The following is an 18,025-nucleotide window of genomic DNA, read 5'->3' on the forward strand; positions in this document are numbered from 1 at the left end:
TTATGATGGCCCGAAACACTTTTATTCTGCGCGGCCTATCCGCACTCGGATGTCTTACCGCTCTGGCCGCTTGCGGGTCCGACGGCGTTCGCCCGCTCGAAGGGTTTGGCCCGCCTCCAGTGGCCGCAGCGGCGCAATCTTTCGAACCGGAACCGGCCGCTTTCAGCGACGGCGCAATCTACCGCGCCAGCGCAGGCTATGCCGCACTTCACGAAGGGCTTCGTGCCCGCAATGTCGGCGATATCGTCACCATCGTGCTGGTCGAAAACATCCTCAGCAACAAGAGCACATCATCGCAAACTGCGCGCGGCGGATCGGCGTCTTTGACCCCGCCCACCTCCGGCCCGCTGTCCTTTCTGAACCCCAATGCCCTTAAAGCTGCGGCGGACTCGTCGTTCAAAGGAACGGGCAATGCCGCCCAGCGCAGCACTTTGAACGGGGCCATCGCGGTCACCATTACGGAAGTGCGTCCCAACGGGACCGCGCGCGTTATTGGAGAAAAGCACATGGCGCTTAGCCAGGGAAAAGAATTCGTGCAGTTCGCCGGTATGGTGCGCCTCGCCGACATCGACGGCGATAACCGCCTGCTGTCCACTCAGGTTGCCGATGCACAGATCCTATACTCCGGCAAAGGCGCAATCCAGCGGGCGAGTAAGCCCGGCTGGCTGTCCAGCTTCTTCGCCAAAATTTCACCGTTTTGAGGGGACAAGCCATGCACAAACTTCTCTTCATCATCATCGCAAGCTTTGCCCTGCTGGCACCGCAAGGTGCACATGCGGAACGTATTCGCGACCTTGGATCATTTCAGGGTCTGCGGGCCAACCAGCTTACCGGATACGGCGTGGTCGTTGGACTGCAAGGAACAGGTGACGATAATTTTGAATATCTCACCGAGGCGATGCGCGGCATTTCGGGCCGTCTGGGTTTGCAATTGCCGCCTGGCGTTTCACCCGGTCTCAGAAACGCAGCGGCTGTGATCGTCACCGCTGAACTACCGCCATTTGCGAAACCGGGCCAACGGATCGACATCACGGTATCCACCCTTGGGCGGGCGAAAAGCCTGCGCGGCGGCGCACTTATCCTCACTTCACTGGTCGGTGCAGACGGGCAGGTTTACGCCATGGCTCAAGGCAATGTTGCAGTGGGCGGTCTGGGCGTATCGGGCCGCGATGGATCGCAGCTGACCGTGAACGTTCCGACAGTGGGCCGGATCGCAGACGGAGCCAGCGTGGAACGCGCGGTCGCCACCGGTTTCGACCGCGAAGGTCGTCTGCGTTACAACCTGCATCAGGCCGATTTTCTCACCGCCAGCCGTGTACGCGATGCCGTGAACCGAAGCTTCCCCGGCTCGGCAACTATCGTGGACGGGGTGACGCTCGAGTTTGTGCTGCCGTTTGGCAACAATGAACGATCCGCCATGCTGGCCCAGATCGAAATGATTGACATTGTTCCGGCACCTCAGGCTGCGCGCGTTATTGTGAACAGCCGCACGGGCACCGTCGTCATCAATCAGGCTGTGCGGCTCCAACCTGCCGCGATCAGTCATGGCAAACTGACAATCCGCATTGATGAAGCCCCTCAAGTCGTGCAGCCAGCACCGCTTTCTGACGGGGTCACTGCGGTTGAAGAATCTAGTGTAATCTCGGTTGAGGACCAGTCCAGCAATGTCATCGCAATGCCGGGCGCTGCCTCGCTTTCGGAAATTGTCGATGCGCTGAACCTGCTCGGAGTTGGCGCATCCGATCTGGTTGTGATCCTTGAAGCGTTAAAACAAGCCGGCGCATTGCAAGCCGAAATGGTGATCCTGTGACCGGTCCGGCGGTCTCTTTCCCCGTTTCCGGCGACGCCGCGAAACCTGCGCTATCGCCCGAGCGACTTGAACTGCGCGAGGCTGCACAGGCTTTTGAGGCTATCTTTGTGCGCCGCCTGCTCGCCTCTGCCCGCGCCAGCTCAATTGCCGACCAGACGCCATTCACCGGGCCAGGTCTGCAGCAATTTGAAACCATGCGTGACGAACAGGTGGCGAAAATCGCCGCAGATACCGGAGCTTTCGGGCTTGCCGACCAGATCGAGCGGCAGCTTGCATCAATGGTCGATCAGAGACGGGTGAGCGGCGATGGCGTCTGACCTCATACAGATTGGAAAAAGCGGCACTCTAGCCGCGCGTTCGGCGCTAGATCTTACCGCGCAGAACATCGCCAATGCCAACAACGAAGACTATTCGCGCCGGACAGTTGGCCTTGCCGAAGTAACTGCAACCGGCAGTATCGCATTTTATTCGAACAGCGCGCTTTCCGGCGTGCGGGTGGATCAGGTGCGCCGCAGCGACTCCCTGTTCCTGCAAAATCAGGCGCGCAGCACCAGCAGCGATTTGGCGCGGGCCAATGCCGAACTTTCGGGTCTGCGCAATGCCGAAGCCTCAATTGAGCAATCCTCGCTGTACCCCGCCATCGTGGAATTTGAAGCCTCGCTTTCCGCACTGCGTTCTGACCCTCTGGATGGGTCACTGCGCGCCGCTGTGCTCGAAAACGGGCGTACGCTCGCGCAGACACTCCAGATCGCTGACGGCGCTCTCGATCTGGCAGGCGAACAGATCCGTTTTGAGGCTGGCACTAACGTAGATTCCGCCAATCTTGCCGCAGCCGAGTTGGTGCGTATCAACACAGCGATCGTCCGTACGCAGCCCGGCACTTCCAGTCATGCGACATTGCTTGACCAGCGCGATGCGCAACTGCGCGATCTTGCGAGCCTGGTCGGCATTTCTGTCAGCTATGAACCCAGCGGCGCGGCCAATGTTCAATTAGGCGATGCTTCCGGCCCCGCTCTCGTTCAGGGAACGCAGGCCGGAACGCTGGCGCTTACAAGCCTAGCCGATGGCACAATCGGCCTCGCGTTGAACGGTGCAGCCGTCAGCCCGGCCAGCGGTGCTCTGGCAGGGCAGGTCCAGGCATTGGTAGCGCAGCGCGATATCGGCATTGAACTGGACGGGTTGGCCGCGCAATTGATCAGCGAGGTTAACAATGCGCAGGCAAATGGGGCCGCGCTTGATGGTTCTACAGGACAGCCGTTTTTCAGCGGGAGCGATGCGAGCGACATCGCCGTCGCCATTACCACCGGCAATGCTCTGGCGACAGCGCCTGCCGGATCGCCAGCAAACAGCCGCGATGCCGCCAATCTTGATGCATTGCGAAGCGCGCTCGCCAATGGCGGGCCGGCATCTGAGGCGGACCGCATCCTGTTCGAACTGGCCAATGCCGTATCCAGCCGCAGCACCACGCGCGATGCACTTGGCTCCATTGCAGAAACAGCTCAACTGGCCCTCTCGCGGGAAACCGCCGTCGATCTTGATGCCGAGGCGGCCAACTTGATCCGGTTCCAGCAAGCGTTTCAGGCCTCGGGCCGCGTGATCCAAGTCGCCAGCGACATCTTCGACACCATTCTGGGGATCCGTTGAGCCATGCCGTTTGATCCCGTCACCAATTCTACCGCGGCTTTCTTCCGCCGGTCGCAAGTGCAGATGGATGCGCTGCGAGCAGAGGCAGAGTCGCTTCAGCTTCAGGTTTCGACCGGCCAGCGGTTGGAACGGTCATCCGACGATCCGGTCGCCTCCTCGCGGCTGCGCGGATTGGCGCGGGCGGACCGGCTGGCCGAAGTTGAGGCGGGTAATTCATCTCGCGCGAAAGAGGAAATCATCGGGGCTTCCAACCGCATGGAAGACATCAGCAACGCTTTGATTCGCGCCCGCGAATTGACCGTGCAAGCTGCCAGTGATTCCACTTCGCAGGAGAGCCGGATCGCCATTGCGAACGAGCTTGAGGCATTGCGCGAAACAGTTTTTACTAGCTTGAACGCGGTCGGCAGCACTGGACGTTACCTATTTGGCGGTGACAGCACATCGGCGGCTTACACTCTCGATGCAGCTGACAATGCAATCTACACAGGCGGCAGCGAAAGCGGGGCATTGGCGATTGCAGACGGCGTGAATGTCGAACGCGGCATCACCGGCCCCGCCATCACTGAATTCACGTTTGATGGCGCACCTGCGGACACGCTGGCATTCCTGCGCACCGTGGCGGAGGGCGTGCGCGGCGGCGCGGCCGATCCGGCGCAGTTTGCGCGCGAAGCAATGGCTGGACTGGATTCGGCCCTCGACACTCTCAATCGCGGGCAAACGGTTCTCGGCGTGCGTCTTGCTTGGATCGATACCGTCGACCAATCCCAGCAATTGCGAGCCGAAGCCCGCGCACAGGAAGGCGGCGAGATTGGCGGGACCGACTTGGCCAGCGCGATAACCCAATTGCAGCAGACCTTGACAGTACTCGAAGCGAGCCAGGCCAGCTTTGTGCGCCTCGCCTCGCTCAGCCTGTTTGATCAGATTTAGCGCCTTCGGGCCGAAAGGACACGAGCAATGTTTGCAGCAGCCGGGATAGTCATCCTGCTTATCATGGTGTTCGGCGGGTTTGTGCTCGCGGGCGGTTCGCTCGGGCCGATCCTAGTCGCGCTACCGTTCGAGATTATGATCATTGGCGGCGCAGCCATCGGCGCAATGGTGATCGGTAATTCCCTGCACGAACTGAAACTGATCGGCGGCGGCTTTGCAAAAGTGTTCAAAGGGCCGAAATATTCCAACGAAGATCACATCGATGCCATCGCGCTGTCGAGCAAGCTGATGAAAGTGCTGCGCTCCGATGGAGCGGTGGCGTTAGAAAGCCATGTGACCGAGCCGGAAAATTCCGCGATCTTTTCCGAATACCCCAACCTTCAATCCGACCCGGTTGTGGTCAACCTCATCTGCGACGCATTGACCCTGATGGTCGTCTCCAGCGGCACATTGGAAACCCACGCGGTCGAGGATGTCATGGACAGCGCTATCAAAGCGCAGTTGCATGAAATGGATGAGCCTGCCCATGCGCTTCAGACCTTGTCTGATGGCCTGCCCGCACTTGGGATCGTGGCCGCCGTCTTGGGAGTGATCAAGACGATGGGTTCGATCAATGAACCGCCCGAAGTGCTGGGCAAGATGATCGGCGCAGCGCTGGTGGGCACGTTTTTGGGCGTGCTGCTGGCCTATGGTTTGGTCGGCCCGATGGCGGGGCGGCTGAAACAGGTCAATGCGCACGACGCGCAGATTTTCCACTCAATCAAACAGGTCATCATCGCGAGCCTCCACGGCTATCCCCAGCCGCTCGTGCTGGAGGCTGCGCGCAGCGGATTGCCGCCTGCGCACCGGCCCAAGCTGACCGAAATGCTCGATATGATGCGGGGCAAATAAGATGGCGACCGCGCCTGTACCCACCGCCGATCAAGACGCCCCGCCCGCCGCCTTGGCACCGATTATCGTGAAGAAAATTACCATACAGGAAGCCGGCCACCATGGCGGAGCTTGGAAGGTCGCCTATGCCGATTTCGTCACCGCGATGATGGCGTTCTTCCTGCTCTTGTGGCTGCTTGGCGCGACTACAGAGGACCAGCGCAAAGGCCTCGCCGATTACTTCACGCCGACCCTCGTCAAATTGAAAGAACAAAGCGCCGGGTCGGACGGAATGCTGGGCGGGTCGTCCATCGTGGATGCGGACAATTACCCCAACGCCGCCGGACAAACCGGAAATCAGGCCATCACCATCCCGCGCTCCGCCACCGGAGGCGCGCATAAAGACGGCGCGCCGTCCGCTGCGGAAAAGGCCGCTCAGGCCGAAGCGCGCAGGCGGGCGATGAAGGAAATGATCGAGCGGAAACTGCAAGAGAAAGAGCGGCTGCGCAAACTCATCCGGCAGGTCCGCGTGATGCGCACGCCGGAGGGTGTCAGGATTGATCTGGTCGATGATGCCGATTTTTCGATGTTCGCGCTGGGCACAACCGTACTCGTCCCCGAGGCGCGTGAGCTGATCGGAGTTATCGCCGAGACGCTGGGATCGGGTGGCCCCACAAACGGCGCCGCGCTAATCGTGCGCGGGCATACCGATGCGCTGAAATGGAAACCGGGCGTGAAGGCAAACAACTGGTCGCTAAGCGCAGGCCGCGCCGAAGCCACCCGCCAGGAGCTGATGCGCCAAGGCCTACCCGAGCTACGCTTTGCCCGCATCGAGGGCGTAGCGGACAGGGAATTGCTGGTAAAAGACAACCCGGCCGATCCCAGGAACCGGCGCATTTCGGTGTTGATTTTGGATTAGGGGATTGGGGGATTTAGGATATCGGAAAAAAGGTCCCCCTCGCTGGTTCATTCCCCTGATTGTCGACTGTCAGCAGGCGACCCAATTGCGGTCGCTCGCAGTATGGTCGCAAACGTGCCGCATTGGTTGTACTTGACCCCTAATTGCGGCAACGTAAATCCCAAGAAAAGGGTAAGAGATCGATGAAAGCTCTGGTCATTGGTGGAACTCGCTTCATCGGTGCCCATGTGGTTCGGGCACTTAATGAAGCTGGAGCCGAAGTCACAGTCTTTCATCGCGGCAAAACCGCAAATCCATTATTGCCGGATGTAACACACTTCACCGATCCTCTTGCAGCGTATCCCATCACGAAATTTCCCGCTTCGCTCCAGACCGATTGGGACGTAGTGGTGCATATGGTCGCGATGGGTGAGGCTGACGGGAGGGCTGCAGCCGCGCACTTTGCCGGTCGGGCGGGCAGACTTGTGATGGTCTCGAGTGCCGACGTATATCTTGCCTATGGTCGTCTGACCAAACGAGAGCCGGGCCCCGTTGAACCGATGCCACTGACCGAAGCATCGGCGCTTAGGACGATCATGTTTCCCTACCGGGGATACGAGGAGATGCTGGGCGCGTGGGCGCACAATTACGAAAAGATTTTGGCAGAACAAGCCATTCGGGCAGCGACTGATCTCGATTGGACTATCTTGCGCTTACCGAAGGTCTATGGCCCGGAAGACAACAGCGATCTTTCGACTGTTTATGGCTTTAGAGCCAACCCAGAATGGCGGTGGACGCACGGTCATGTGGAGAATGTTGCAGCAGCGATCACATTGGCCGCACGACATCCCGGCGCGCGTTGCTCCATCTTCAATGTTGGCGAGGCAAATACGCCAACAATGGGTGAACGGCTTTCATGGTTACCCAAGAGACAGCCGGGCGAGGCAATTCCACCACCTTTCGAATACCAACAGCAATACGCGGTGAAAACATCGAAGATCAGGGAGGAACTTGGCTACGCCGACGTAGTCGATGAGAAGCTATCGATGATCCAGCTCGCCTCTTCAGTTGCGGGCTGAGCTACGATCGCGCCATAGCCGACCTTCTGGAATCCACCCCAATTGCGGTCTTCCCGTTGGTAAGGGCCAATTTCCGATTGAAGTCATTCCAATTACAGCGTTCTGACACGGCCTAGGGAGCGTTGAAGCTGTCCTACGAGCCCGTACCGCCGGCGGCCACGATCAGGCACTTGATGGCTGAAACGAGGCCATGTCGTGTCTCGGCCAAGCAGTCGGCACGCGCCGCCGCTGCTGACGCTTCCCGGGCGGCTCCACCAAATACAAGCAGACATGGAAGCTTCGCCTAAACCACAAAACCCGGCATCCCTTTTCAGGGATACCGGGCCTCGGAGGTCTCCAGTTAAGGAGAATTGCGTTTTAACGCAGCAGTGAGAGTACGTTCTGGCTGCTCTGGTTGGCCTGTGCCAGCATCGCGGTGGATGCCTGGCTCAGGATCTGGGACTTGGCGAGAGCGGTAGTCTCGGCCGAGTAGTCCGTGTCCATAATGCGCGACCGAGCGTCAGACAGGTTGGTCGAATTCGTGGTCAGGTTGCTGATCGCGGATTCGAGGCGGTTCTGACCGGCACCGAGCGAGGCGCGGGTTGCGCTCACTTCATCCAGCGCGCTGTCGACGTTCGTAATGGTGGTCGTTGCAAGCGCCGCCGTGTTCACATCGAGCGCAGTCGCGCTGATATTTGTGCCATCAATGGCAGAGCTGGTGAGCGTGACGGTTTCGGTCGCGCTGGTAGCGATGTCGACTGTAACGTCGGTGCCAGCCGTGGTGCTGAACAGAGTGACGCCATTAAATTCGGTGTTCGCGAGAATATCGCCAATCTGCGCCTGCAGCTCGTCAACTTCCGCATCCATATATCCGCGGTCGGTCGCATCATAAGTGCCGGTGCGTGATTGCACCGCCAGTTCACGCACGCGCTGCAGCATGTTGGTAACCTCGTCCAAAGCGCCCTCTGCTGTCTGCGCAAGAGCGATGCCATCATTCGAGTTGCGAATGCCTTGGTTCATCGCGCGGATGTCGCTTGTCATGGTGGTCGCAATGGCGAGGCCTGCCGCGTCGTCTTTTGCGCCGTTGATGCGCTGACCAGTGGAAAGGCGCTCCATCGCGACGCCCATCATACGGTTGGCTTCACCCGATGCGTTCGCTGCTTTGAGGGCGCTGATATTGGTGTTGATTACAGTCATGTGTGGTCTCCTGAATTGTTACCGCAGCCCGTTTCGAGTTGCGGCTGCCACAAACCAGAACGGGGGCTCGCCAAAATGTTTAAGCGGCAATCGGGGCCGAAGCCGGATCAGGGGTTAGGTATTCATACGAAGGCTTAAATTACCGCAGCTTTAGACGTTGAAGGCCGATCTCGCTCCCCACGACTTGTGGTTAACAGGGGGCACTGATGAGCCAGCATTTTACAACTCAGAATGCGCAAAAAAAACATGCACTGCTTTTCAATAGGGTCGCGCCTGTCATGGCGAACCCGGCGAAAACAGGCGGATTGCACTGGATCGATGCAGACGAAGGCGATGTGCCGCACCGCCGCGATGACCGCGTTGTGATTGCTGCGCAGGCCGACACACCTGCTTTGACACGGATGGGCCCAGCCAAGGTGCATCTCACATACAATCTCGATGATCTCGCGTCAGCGAGCGCAGCTTTGCTGGCTAGCTCTGCCGCAGCCGGAATGCCGATTGCCGGCGATAACGAAACACTCGCGCTGCTCGCGCTGGCAGAGCAAGTTGCAGCCAGCACGATCCCGGTTCTGGTTGAGGGGCCGACGGGCACTGGCAAAGAAGTTCTCGCACGCTACCTGCACAACACCAGCCCGCGCTGCAGCGGACCGTTTATCGCTGTCAATTGCGCAGCCATGCCCGAAGCCATGCTGGAGGCCCTGTTATTCGGCCACCGCAAAGGCGCGTTCACCGGAGCGAGCGAAGCGCATGAGGGGTTCTTCCGTGCAGCCGACGGGGGCACGCTGCTGCTCGACGAGATCGGTGAAATGCCAATCGCGCTCCAATCGAAATTGCTACGCGCCCTGCAGGAAGGCGAAGTGGTGCCTCTGGGCGCGACCAAACCTGTTCCGGTTGATGTGCGCATTATCGCCTGCACCAACCGCGAACTGCCGCACGAAGTTGAACAGGGCCGTTTCCGCGAAGATTTGTATTACAGGCTGAATGTCTTCCCACTGACGCTGCGGGCTTTGCGGGAGCGGCCCGGAGATATTGCGCCGCTGGCGTTTGGCATGTTGCTGCGCCACAGCGAGGCGGATCGGGGTCCACGCTGGATCGCATCCGATGCTCTTGCTCAGCTGAAGCGCCATCCGTGGCCCGGCAATGTGCGCGAGCTGGAAAATGTCATGCGCCGCGCCATCCTGCTCGCCGGTGATGCGCCTTCGATTGAGGCGGAGCATATCCGGTTTGATCGGCCTGCGCGGATGGTTGAGCACGCGGAAACGCTGATCGCAGACGACAAAAGCCTGTCAGATATTGCTTTTCGCAGCGAAGCGAATGCGATCCTGCGCACCCTGGATGAATGCGGCGGCAAGCGCGGCGCGACCGCGCGCAAGCTGGGCATTTCGGAACGCACATTGCGCTATCGCCTCGCTGATATGCGCGATGCCGGTCTGGCCGTTGCTGGGGCCGCATCATGAACCCCGTAGGATCAGGTGCAGGCGTGCAGGACATCATTGCACTGCGTCAGCAGATACTGGATCGCAGCGACACGCTCAAATCGCTTCGCACGCCGGACGGCGGCGCAGCAGCCAAACCGGCGCAGGCCGGACAGCCGGACTTTGCCGGGACGCTCAAATCCGCCGTTCAAGAGGTGAACGCCGCGCAGTCCCGTTCAAGCGAACTCGCCGCCGCTTATGAACGCGGTGAAGTGACCGATATCGCTCAGGTGATGCTCGCGCGTCAGGAATCAGGCGTCGCGTTCGAGGCAACCTTGCAAGTCCGCAACAAGCTGCTGTCAGCCTACCAAGACATCATGCGGATGGGGGCCTGATAAATGGCCGAAGCCCAAACTTCTGATTTGCCCATAAAATCCGGACCCACGCTGGAGCGTCTGACCGATGGCGGTCTGGGCGGCAAATTTGGTGCATTTATAGATCAACCCGCGCTGCGCAAAAGCTTGCCCGCGCTGGCGGGGCTTGGCGCGATTGGTCTGGCGGGCGCGCTTTATCTTGGCCTATCATCCGGACCTCAGCGAGTTTTGTATTCATCGCTTTCCGACGGCGAGCGCGCGCAAGTGGTCGAAACTCTCGAAACGGGCGGTGTGTCATTCGACATTGACGGCGCGACCGGCACCTTGATGGTGGCGGAAGATGATCTTTACCGCGCCCGCATGCTGGTCGCGAGCAATGGCGCGTTGGCCGTTCCTGAAACCGGCAGCGATATGCTGAACAATATTCCGCTCGGCGCAAGCCGCACCTTGGAAGGGGAGCGTATGCGTCTCGCGCGCGAACGCGAACTGACCACGACGATTGCCGAAATTGATGGAATAGAAGCTGTGCGCGTGCATCTGGCCACGCCAGAACGCAGCGTGTTTGTGCGCGAAAATTCGGCGCCGAGTGCATCGGTCATGCTGCGGCTCGCGCGGGGTCACAATCTCGACAAAAGTCAGGTTGATGCCATCGTGAACCTGGTGGCGGGGTCTGTGCCCGACTTGTCATCTGCGGATGTCCGCGTGGTCGACCAAAACGGGCAATTGCTTTCGGAAACCGGCAAAGATGACGGTAGCGGGCTGACATTGCAGCGCGAGTTTGAAGGCAAATTCCGGGATCAATTAAGTAAGCTGCTTATCCCGATGCTGGGCGCGGGCAATTTCTCGACCGAAGTTCAGGTTGCACTCGATATGCAGGAAAGCACTTCGGCGCGGGAAAGCTACGACAAAGAAGGAGCACTGCGTAACGAGGCGGAAACGCTTTCGGTGCGCGGGGCCGGTCAGCAGGTTGGCGGCGTTCCAGGTGTGCTCGCCAACACTCCCCCGGAGCCTGCCGAGCTTGTCAACGAGGCGCCAGCGGGTGGAGAGGCTGAGCAAGCCAACGAAGCCAGCGACACAGAAAGCAGCGCGCAGCGTAGTTACGCGCTGGGCCGCGAAGTCGCCGTTACCAGCACACGGCCCGGCGGCATTGCGCGGCTATCTGTCGCAGTTGCCGTCAGCGAAGAAGCTTTGCAAAAAATCGCGCCCGCCGATGAAGCGAAGCTACAGCAATTGATTGAAACCGCCGTCGGCGCGGATCCTGATCGCGGTGACACTGTCACTGTTTTGGTTGGCGCTTTCCCGCCTGCGGTAATCGCGGATCTACCGTTCTACGAAACGCGCTGGTTTTCGATGGCGCTTCGATATGGCGGCGGTCTGATCGCCTTGCTGCTGGTCTTGCTGTTGGGCGTAAGACCGCTGCTTGCGATCCTGCGCGGCGATAAGAAGGGCGCTTCAGAAGGTGCAGCTGACGAAGCGGAGCAAGACCTCGATCCTGAAACAGGCGAAATCATCGCAGCGCCGGTGGCTGGATCACAGGCCCAGCTGGCCGCGCCGGAGAATCTGAGAGAACAGGTCGCGCTCGCCCGCCGATTGGCGACAGAACAGCCTGACCGCGCCGTTTCTGCGCTTCAACGTATGCTAATCAGCCCCCAAAACGGCGGCGCGCGATGACCAGCTATTCCCCGCTCACTACGGCAGAATGCGCCGCCGTTTTCCTGATGCTGCTCGAAGATCAGGAAGCCGCGGGCTTACTTGGGCAGTTGCAGCCGGACGAACTGCAGCTGGTGGGAACAACGATGTGCGCGCTTGGCGAGATTGCTCCGGGCAAGGTCGCCGATGCGATCGCCGGCTTTGTCGCGGAGGCAGAAATCGAAGGTCTGCCTTTGGATGATCGGCAGCAAAGGGTCAGCGCGCTGATTTCGCAAGCGGTTGGCCCTGTGAAAGGCGAAAGCCTGATGCAGCGCATCGCGCCCGATGCCATGCCGCGCAGTATCGAAATCGCCCGCTGGTTGTCTCCCGCCATCCTGTTCAGCCTGATTGAGGAAGAACAACCTCAGGTAATCGCCATCCTGCTGTTGATGCTGGAGGCTGAAACCGCCGCGCAAATTCTCGCAAGCCTTGGCGAGGAAGTCCGTCCACGCGTGGTTGAACGGATCGCGCGCATGGGCCAAATCTCTAGCGATACTGTCAGTATGCTCGACCAACTGCTCGCCGAACGTATTGCCAACCGGTTTGGTACCGCCGCGCTTACTCTGGGAGGCGCGCGCGAGGCCGCCAATCTTATTAATCTCGCCGCCCCCGATGTGGGTCAGCAAGTCCTGCCCGCAATTGAGAAACGCGATGCGGACCTTGCGCGCGCTATCGAAGCGGAAATGTTCACGTTTGAAATGCTGCTCGAACTGGATGCCAAGGACATGGCCCGCCTACTTCGAGACGTCGATAACCAGCATCTCGTCACCGCGCTTAAAGGACTGGATGAGGAAGGGCAGGAACCCTTCTTTGCCGCCATGTCGAGCCGCGCCGCCGATGGTGTCCGCGACGAGATCGAACTTCTGCCGAAACTGCGCCGCAGCGATGTAACGGACGCCCAAAAAACAATCATCGATCTCGCCCGCAAGCTAGCGGATGATGGCGAAATTTCAATCGGGGCGAGCGATGGCGAATTTGTCTGACCTCTCCGCCGAAACCGCACCCCCGCCAATCCCCGATTGGATTGGCAACCTTGAGGCAAGCCAGGGTTTCATCCCCCACTCCGGCTTGCCTCATTTCCCTTCCACGCAGCAAACCGTGCCAAACCCCGCAGAAACACAAGCGGATGCGATTGCAGACGCATTCTCGCGGGGCGAAGCGGCTGGCCGCGTTGCAGCAAACGAAGAACAGCAACAGCAAAACCGCGATAGGCAGGTGCTTTCGTTGGCCTTCACGCAGTTAGATGAAGCCGCGCAAGATGTGTTGCGGCAGCAGCTGGCCGAAATGGTCGTGCGCCTTTGCACGCAGGTAATCGAACCGCATTTGATTGAGCGCGCCGCGCTGGAACAAAGATGCGCTGAGGCCGTCGCAATGCTCGCAGAAGCACCAGCAAAATGCCGTCTTCACCTGAACCCTGATGACATTGATTTACTAGACGAAACATTTGCAGCCCAATGGGCAATTGAGCCTGATGCCGATCTGAAACGCGGGGCATTACGATTGGAAGGGCCGGATGGATTGGTCCGCGACGGCCCCGATACATGGCGCAGCGCCATTATTCAGGCCCTCCGACCATGATGGGACTGCTCGAACACGAGTTGCGCAAAATGGAAAACGCGCGGATCAACATTGATCCTGTGCGATTTGGCCGCGTCATTTCATGCGACGGCGGCCTGATCGAAGTGTCCGGATTGCCCGCGCCGATTGGCACCCTGTGCCGGATCGAAGCCGATAGTGGAGAAGCTGGCGAAGACGCCGAATGCACCGCCGAAATTATCGGTTTTCGCGCCGGGCGCAGCATTATGATGCTGCTCGGCGATACAGTCCTGCTCCATCCGGGCGCAAAGGTGCGCGCAACGGGTGAACCGGGCATGGTACATCTGGGAGACGCTCTGCTGGGGCGCGCTCTGGATGGCAGCGGGCGTCCGATTGACGGCAAAGCGAGGCCGCGTTGCAATACATTCTGGCCGCTTGGCGGACGGCGGGAGCTCGCGCTTGAGCGTAGCTCTGTCGCTGAACCATTTGATTGCGGTGTGCGGGCAATGAACGCGCTGACCACGATGGGTATCGGGCAGAGGCTCGGTATTCTCGCCGGTTCTGGCGTCGGTAAATCCGTGCTGATTGATATGATCGCAGGCGGATCGCAGGCCGATGTCAAAGTCATCGCCCTGATCGGAGAGCGCGCCCGCGAGGTTTCCGATTTCGTGCGCCGCCATATGCACGGGCCAGATGCGGAGCGCACTGTCCTGATTGCGGTTCCTGCCGACAATGCGCCCAATTTGCGGCTACGCGGTGCGCAGTTCGCCTGCGCAATCGCAGAATATTTCCGCAACCGGGGGCGGCGTGTGCTGCTCATCATGGACAGCTTGACACGTGTTGCCCATGCGGCCCGAGAGATTGGCTTTTTGTTGGGTGAGCCCGGCGCAGCGCGCGGTTATCCCCCGTCCGCGCTCGCCGCGATCACGCGGCTGGTTGAGCGCGCAGGCAATTCGGCCACCAGCGGCGGCGCTATCACCGGGCTCTACACTGTGCTGGCCGATGGTGATGATCAGGATGATCCGGTCGTCGATACCGCGCGTGCAATTCTAGACGGGCATATCGTGCTGTCCCGCGATCTCGCGCAGCAGGGGCACTTTCCCGCGATTGACGTTCCCGCCTCGCTCAGCCGCGTCATGGACCCGTTGATCGCGCCGGAACACCGGACAGCGGCGCGCGCACTGCGCTCGCTTATCTCGAACTATCAGGCCAATCGCGATCTGGTGCTGATGGGAGCCTACCGCGAGGGTGCCGATCCCCAGCTCGATACCGCAATGGCGCTCAAGCCGCATCTTGATGCATTTTTGCGGCAAGACGCCGATGACGTGATCGGGCTTGGACCCTCTATTGCATCGCTTTTGGAGCTGATGGGCGATCATGGTTGATCAGGCGAAGCTTGCCATGTTTGGCCGGTTGAAGCGTCTTCGCACGGTCCAGCGCCGTCTGGCGTTGGCGGCCCTTGCTGGCGCGCAGAGTGAAGATCGCAGGCTAACCAATCTTGCGAAGCGCAGCGAAACGATGGCTTCCGATTATTCGGCGCTGAACCATCAGATGACCGCCGATGATCTGGCCGCCCGCGCCCACTTCGGCAGCCAGATTGCGGCGCTTGCGCGCTCTGCAGAGGCAATGGGCGATCAAGCCCGCGCAGCCACCGAAGCGGCAACCGACAATTTTGCTCAGGCCAATCGCAGCCTTGAGACCGCCAGCCAACGATATCGCGAAGCACGAGTGCTTGCCATTTCCAAAGCGGAGCAACGCATAGCCTCCACAGCCACTAGTTTGGCACGAAGGTTGCAGAACGAAGAAGACACCGCAACTGGCCAAACCGGGGAATAACCTTGAACATTTTTGCACTTGATGGAGCGCGCGGCCCGATACCTCCCAATTCCGGAGAGGCTGCATCAATTTTACCCCAAGATATCGATACAAAATCGTTTTTCTCAATGCTTTTAAGCGATGCGGAGGGTGAAGAACCAAGCGGCGAAGCACAGCCTGATCCGCTTGGCTCGCCCGTTCCCGTTGGACCAGACGGCAGTCTTTTGCCGGATCGTGCCGCACTCATTGAGCTAAGCGGCAAATCCTTGCCGCCCGCGTTGATGGACGGATTGCCGGTATTTCAGGATGCCCGCCAAGCGCCTGAAACCACGGTTACGATACCGAGCGAGCAATCGCCTGATCCAGCCAAACCGGACCTCCAGTTCAATGCGCGTCCCGGACCCGAAAATCGCCATCCTGACGCTCACAAACCTGCAAGAAACTTTCCGCAAAAATTTGCAAGCGGGGCTGCATCTACCGAAGCGGCTGCCGTGCTCAAAACCGCCGCGCCGCAAAGTAACGAGATTGCCGTACCCTCACCCCTGAATGCCGCAGAGCCTTCCGAAGCGCAAAACAGCACGAACGCCGCCGCGACCCCAAGGTTCGTCATGCCAAGCGATCAATCAACGCAGCAGCGAGCCATGCCGGAAGCGGCAAAGCAGCTGGCGCAAGCGAACGCAGCAGCAAGCTCACGTGCAGCAGAACCGGCCCCAATTGCCCCTGCCCGCGCCGAAAGCGCGCCTCATCATTCCGTGGAAATCGCGCTGACAGCTTCAACGCCGGCACCCAACTCCCCTTCCCCAGCATCCCCCACCTCCGCGTTGATCGACACGGCGCGGCCATTGGAAACCCTGATCGACAATCTTGTGCAGGCACGTGAAAACGGCCGGGCTGCGCGCGGCGATATGATCCTGAGGCATGCAGAATTCGGTGCTGTTGCGCTGCATATCGACCGATCGGATGCGGACGTGAAGGCGGTGGTGAGCAGCCGCGATCCCGGCTTTGCACCCGCCGCGCAAGCCGCCCTCGCCGAGCGGGCGCAAGCAGTACAGCACGTGCAGAATGCATCGCAAACTGAACAATCCCAAACCTCTGGGCATGGGCGCGACGGACCATGGTCGCATAATGGCGAACACGGCGAACACGGCGGACGTGGAGAACGCGGTGAGCAAGAACAACAGTCCGATCCGCGCCGCAGCCAGGACGGGATGATCGATCAACCACATCACGAACAACATCCCCAGTCTCCAAGTGAGCGCGGCACGTTCGCCTGACTTGGCATAGAAACAAAACGGACTTTTGAAACATGGCAAAATCGAAACCAGAAGAAACCGAAGATGCAAAACCCAAAGGCGGGAAGGTCAAGATTTTGATCGCCGCTGTCGTGCTACTCGGCCTGGGGTCAGGGGGCACCTATGGCGCATTTGCGGCGGGCCTGATCGGATCGGCTGAGGAAAAAGCAGATCCAGATCTGCCGAAACTCGTCGCAAAGGGAGAGGATGATCCTTACGCGCCTCCATCCGACGACAAAGGCTCCGGCGCTGGCATAGTGCACGGCGAAGGCGGAAGCGATTACCGCACACTCTATTACAATTTTGAGCAGAGCTTCACATCCAACCTCAAGGATTCGTCGGGCCTGATCCAGTTAAGCCTCGCCGCCTCGACCCGCCATGACGGTCGCGTCATCCAATGGCTCGAAGCGCATGAACTTGCGGTGCGATCGGCGATACTTGTGGTTCTCGCTTCAACGCCGGAAGACGATGTCTACACCGTCGAGGGCAAGAAACGGCTGAAGGACAATCTGGCTAAAGCCATCAATGAAGTGCTGACCGAGCAAGAAGGCTTCGGCGGCGTCGATGCTGTCCACTTCCAGACATTTCTGATCCAATGAAAAGCGATCAGGAATTTACGGCCGAACGGCCCGCTGCGCAGCATTGCGCCGAACTGTTGGCCTTTGCGCAAAAGCAAGGCGACGATGGCGAAGAGGCGCAAGATTTCATCGCCGCAGTTTGCCGGGCGCTACCGGATCGCATGCAATCGTTGTTGATTGGCAAACGGCTGCGCATTTCATCCGAACCCGGCAAACCTCTTACGGGGAAAACCGTATTGCAGGCAGTCAATACGAACCATGCGAATTATATCATTACCTCCGATACCGGGCTGCCGGGCGCGCTGTTGTCGATTGACCTGCCCACCAGCGTTTCTCTGACAGACCGGCTGTTTGGCGGCGACGGTGATCTGGAAGGTAGCGTTCCGGAAAGCCTGCCCATGTCAGCTGCGATTGCACTGAAGCGAGTGGCTGATGCGGCAGGTCAGGCGCTGTGTGCAGCGGCAGAGATGCAAAACGCCGCCATTTCTGTCGAACATAACGTCGATCTCAGACGCCATCCGCCATTCGCACACACAGACAGCTGTGTCTCATGGACAATCAAAGCCGAACAGGAAGGCACAGAGCCTTGGAGCATGCGGCTGGCTTTGGTGGATAGCGATCTCAAACTCCTTTGTGCAGGTGCGATCTGTGCGGGAAGCCCCGCCCCTAAAGCAGAGCCGGAAGTTACTTCAGGCAGCGCCCCTTTCTGCGATATTCCGCTGCCGCTCCATGCGGTGCTGGCAGAGATGCAAATGCCCCTTTCTCGTCTTACCAATCTGTCTCCGGGCGACGTTCTGCCCATCGCCCCTGCACGGAAAATACCGCTGCGGCTGGGCGACGAGACCATCGCGCACGGGGCCATTGGCACGATCGATGAACGGATCGCGCTGCGCCTCTCAGACATTTCATGATCGAAGGTAAC

The 18,025-nt window shown here is 59.7% G+C and carries 19 protein-coding genes; 18 read left to right on the top strand and 1 reads right to left on the bottom strand.

Translation table 11 applies throughout. The features are described from left to right. The first annotated feature begins 2 nt into the window (after positions 1–2). From ACGHU1_RS02600 to ACGHU1_RS02635, 8 genes are all read left to right on the top strand, one after another. The gene (locus ACGHU1_RS02600) at positions 3–701 is read left to right on the top strand and encodes a flagellar basal body L-ring protein FlgH (protein WP_390583083.1); all 699 of its coding nucleotides are present in this window, start codon (positions 3–5) and stop codon (positions 699–701) included. Positions 702–712: 11 nt separating this feature from the next. Then, on the top strand, positions 713–1,810 hold the full coding sequence (locus ACGHU1_RS02605; protein ID WP_390583085.1) for a flagellar basal body P-ring protein FlgI: 1,098 nt from the start codon (positions 713–715) through the stop codon (positions 1,808–1,810). Then, positions 1,807–2,127, top strand: coding sequence for a rod-binding protein (locus ACGHU1_RS02610; RefSeq protein ID WP_390583087.1), 321 nt, complete (start codon positions 1,807–1,809; stop codon positions 2,125–2,127). The genes ACGHU1_RS02605 and ACGHU1_RS02610 overlap by 4 nt, the downstream gene beginning before the upstream one ends. Next, the gene (flgK, locus tag ACGHU1_RS02615; RefSeq protein ID WP_390583089.1) at positions 2,117–3,454 is read left to right on the top strand and encodes a flagellar hook-associated protein FlgK; all 1,338 of its coding nucleotides are present in this window, start codon (positions 2,117–2,119) and stop codon (positions 3,452–3,454) included. Before ACGHU1_RS02610 ends, flgK begins: the two co-directional genes overlap by 11 nt. A 3-nt stretch (positions 3,455–3,457) precedes the next feature. Next, complete coding sequence (locus tag ACGHU1_RS02620) at positions 3,458–4,381, top strand: flagellar biosynthesis protein FlgL (RefSeq protein ID WP_390583091.1); 924 nt, start codon at positions 3,458–3,460, stop codon at positions 4,379–4,381. A gap of 27 nt (positions 4,382–4,408) precedes the next feature. Then, entirely contained in the window at positions 4,409–5,272 is an 864-nt protein-coding gene (gene motA, locus ACGHU1_RS02625; RefSeq protein WP_390583093.1) for a flagellar motor stator protein MotA, read from the top strand. A 1-nt stretch (position 5,273) separates the two neighbouring features. Further along, a complete protein-coding gene (locus ACGHU1_RS02630; RefSeq protein WP_390583095.1) occupies positions 5,274–6,170 on the top strand; it encodes a flagellar motor protein MotB in 897 nt (298 codons plus the stop codon). Positions 6,171–6,352: 182 nt separating this feature from the next. Next, positions 6,353–7,228: an NAD-dependent epimerase/dehydratase family protein gene (locus ACGHU1_RS02635; RefSeq protein WP_390583097.1), complete on the top strand. Its 876-nt coding sequence runs from the start codon at positions 6,353–6,355 to the stop codon at positions 7,226–7,228. Between the two features lie 357 nt (positions 7,229–7,585). Here ACGHU1_RS02635 and ACGHU1_RS02640 read toward each other — a convergent pair whose 3' ends face one another. Then, complete coding sequence (locus tag ACGHU1_RS02640) at positions 7,586–8,404, bottom strand: flagellin (RefSeq protein ID WP_390583099.1); 819 nt, start codon at positions 8,402–8,404, stop codon at positions 7,586–7,588. A 278-nt stretch (positions 8,405–8,682) separates the two neighbouring features. Between ACGHU1_RS02640 and ACGHU1_RS02645 the strand changes: the two genes are divergently transcribed. Genes ACGHU1_RS02645 through ACGHU1_RS02690 form a run of 10 tightly spaced genes read left to right on the top strand, consistent with a single transcriptional unit; the run spans position 8,683 to position 18,014 of the window. Next, on the top strand, positions 8,683–9,861 hold the full coding sequence (locus tag ACGHU1_RS02645) for a sigma-54 interaction domain-containing protein (RefSeq protein ID WP_390583101.1): 1,179 nt from the start codon (positions 8,683–8,685) through the stop codon (positions 9,859–9,861). Then, positions 9,858–10,214 carry a flagellar hook-basal body complex protein FliE gene (gene fliE / locus ACGHU1_RS02650; protein WP_390583103.1) on the top strand — a complete coding sequence of 119 codons (357 nt, stop codon included), beginning with the start codon at positions 9,858–9,860 and terminating at the stop codon, positions 10,212–10,214. The genes ACGHU1_RS02645 and fliE overlap by 4 nt, the downstream gene beginning before the upstream one ends. A 3-nt stretch (positions 10,215–10,217) precedes the next feature. Next, positions 10,218–11,864 (top strand): flagellar basal-body MS-ring/collar protein FliF, encoded by a 1,647-nt coding sequence (fliF, locus tag ACGHU1_RS02655; protein WP_390583105.1) that lies wholly within the window; start codon positions 10,218–10,220, stop codon positions 11,862–11,864. Further along, entirely contained in the window at positions 11,861–12,865 is a 1,005-nt protein-coding gene (locus ACGHU1_RS02660) for a flagellar motor switch protein FliG (RefSeq protein ID WP_390583107.1), read from the top strand. Before fliF ends, ACGHU1_RS02660 begins: the two co-directional genes overlap by 4 nt. After that, positions 12,849–13,460 (top strand): FliH/SctL family protein, encoded by a 612-nt coding sequence (locus ACGHU1_RS02665; protein ID WP_390583109.1) that lies wholly within the window; start codon positions 12,849–12,851, stop codon positions 13,458–13,460. The genes ACGHU1_RS02660 and ACGHU1_RS02665 overlap by 17 nt, the downstream gene beginning before the upstream one ends. Next, entirely contained in the window at positions 13,457–14,803 is a 1,347-nt protein-coding gene (locus ACGHU1_RS02670) for a FliI/YscN family ATPase (protein ID WP_390583187.1), read from the top strand. The genes ACGHU1_RS02665 and ACGHU1_RS02670 overlap by 4 nt, the downstream gene beginning before the upstream one ends. Continuing rightward, a complete protein-coding gene (locus ACGHU1_RS02675; protein ID WP_390583111.1) occupies positions 14,796–15,254 on the top strand; it encodes a hypothetical protein in 459 nt (152 codons plus the stop codon). Before ACGHU1_RS02670 ends, ACGHU1_RS02675 begins: the two co-directional genes overlap by 8 nt. Positions 15,255–15,256: 2 nt before the next feature. After that, positions 15,257–16,507 (top strand): hypothetical protein, encoded by a 1,251-nt coding sequence (locus ACGHU1_RS02680; protein WP_390583113.1) that lies wholly within the window; start codon positions 15,257–15,259, stop codon positions 16,505–16,507. Positions 16,508–16,539: 32 nt separating this feature from the next. Next, positions 16,540–17,124 (top strand): flagellar basal body-associated protein FliL, encoded by a 585-nt coding sequence (fliL, locus tag ACGHU1_RS02685; RefSeq protein WP_390583115.1) that lies wholly within the window; start codon positions 16,540–16,542, stop codon positions 17,122–17,124. Next, entirely contained in the window at positions 17,121–18,014 is an 894-nt protein-coding gene (locus tag ACGHU1_RS02690; protein WP_390583117.1) for a FliM/FliN family flagellar motor C-terminal domain-containing protein, read from the top strand. The genes fliL and ACGHU1_RS02690 overlap by 4 nt, the downstream gene beginning before the upstream one ends. Positions 18,015–18,025 lie beyond the last annotated feature (11 nt).

Source organism: Erythrobacter sp. MTPC3, from assembly GCF_042854385.1.
GTDB lineage: Bacteria > Pseudomonadota > Alphaproteobacteria > Sphingomonadales > Sphingomonadaceae > Erythrobacter.